Annotated in this window: 1 protein-coding gene; it reads left to right on the top strand. The window is 54.0% G+C overall.

Annotation, left to right across the window (positions count from 1 at the left end; translation table 11 throughout):
- Complete coding sequence (locus B5G16_RS12425; RefSeq protein WP_087264365.1) at positions 1–510, top strand: flavin reductase family protein; 510 nt, start codon at positions 1–3, stop codon at positions 508–510.
- The last annotated feature ends 257 nt before the right edge of the window (positions 511–767 follow it).

Genomic DNA, 767 nt, shown 5'->3' with positions numbered 1-767 from the left:
CTGATCGTGGCAGCCTACGACGAACAAGGTATACCCAATGTCATGAATGCCGCCTGGGGTGGCATGTTTACCGATGAGACAATCGGAATCTGTCTCTCCGCCGGGCATAAAACCACGAAAAATATCCTTGCGACACGTGCCTTCACCGTCAGCATGGCCACGGTCGATCATGTGGCTGCCTGCGACTATGCGGGTATCGTCTCCGGGAACAAAGTTCCCGACAAATTCACCCGGGCGGGATTTCATGCCACTCCTTCGGCACACGTCAATGCCCCGATGATCGACGAACTGCCCATGACGCTCGAGTGCGAACTACTCTCCTATGACCCCGCAAGCTGCCATCTGACAGGACGTATCGTCAACATCTCGGCCGACGAAAGCATTCTGACCGACGGACAAATCGACCTGCGTAAGTTGCGCCCGATCAGCTTCGACCCCATCCATCTCGAATATATCGAATTGGGAGCTACGGTCGACAAGGCTTTCTCCTGCGGCAAGAAGCTAAAATAGTGAGACCTACCGCTATTCAGGATGTACGACCCTCGGGAAAACCGGATTATCATCGACGGAGAGGATAAAACCGACTCCGTCGAACGCTGTTGGTACACCTCAAGGCCCAACCGCTGCCAGGTCATTTTCTGTAATTTCCCGAAGACCTACACCTATGTCCCGAGCAAAGTGTTGTGGCTGAAGGATCCCGTTATATTCGATCCGCAGCATTGCCATCTGCTCCACAAAGGCCGTCGGATAGAGCCTCTCTCCCACAT

The sequence above is a fragment of the Alistipes sp. An66 genome (assembly GCF_002161445.1).
GTDB classification, from domain to species: Bacteria; Bacteroidota; Bacteroidia; order Bacteroidales; family Rikenellaceae; genus Alistipes; species Alistipes cottocaccae.
The sequence above is the reverse complement of the archived record's forward strand: the minus strand, read 5'-3'. Positions and strand labels throughout refer to the sequence as shown.